This is a genomic window from Blautia sp. DFI.3.45 (genome assembly GCF_020593505.1).
Taxonomy (GTDB): domain Bacteria; phylum Bacillota; class Clostridia; order Lachnospirales; family Lachnospiraceae; genus Blautia_A; species Blautia_A wexlerae.
The window spans coordinates 1-538 of record NZ_JAJDMI010000159.1 but is presented as its reverse complement, the minus strand read 5'-3'; the positions used below and the strand labels follow the sequence as shown (position 1 = coordinate 538).

1 rRNA gene is annotated in these 538 nt (G+C 40.1%); it reads right to left on the bottom strand.

Annotated elements, in window-relative coordinates:
- Positions 1–311: 311 nt before the first annotated feature.
- Positions 312–429, bottom strand: a 5S ribosomal RNA gene (gene rrf, locus LJE09_RS17395).
- Positions 430–538: the final 109 nt, after the last annotated feature.

Genomic DNA, 538 nt, shown 5'->3' with positions numbered 1-538 from the left:
CTTTCGCTTCATCACCCTAGCGTAGGTGATGCGGTCGTTTGATTCTCATTGTTTTTGATATGTTTTGTTACTGTTGATAACAATTAATATCGATGTCTTTTCCTATCTTGCGTTTGAATTATACTCTCGTATAATCCCTTAACGTTTTGTATCAAGGATATTTGATTAACTTTTAATCAAATTTCATGTATGCAGTTTTCAAGGTACATATCGACTGATGTTTTATCAGTCATCAGAAATCTCAAATGTTTTTTTCTGTTTCATTCAAAATCTCTCATCACTGGTAAATTAAATTCAGTTTTTCTTTTTTGATCTGGCGCCCACCTGCTCTCCCACACCGTCTCCAGTGCAGTACCATCGGCCGATTGGGTCTTAACCGTCGTGTTCGGGATGGGAACGGGTGTGTCCCCCAACCGCATCGGCACCAGAAATGTTTCAGCTTGATAGCTAAACAGTAAAACACATTCTTTACTCTACTTCTTCTTCCTTAGAAAGGAGGTGATCCAGCCGCACCTTCCGATACGGCTACCTTGTTACG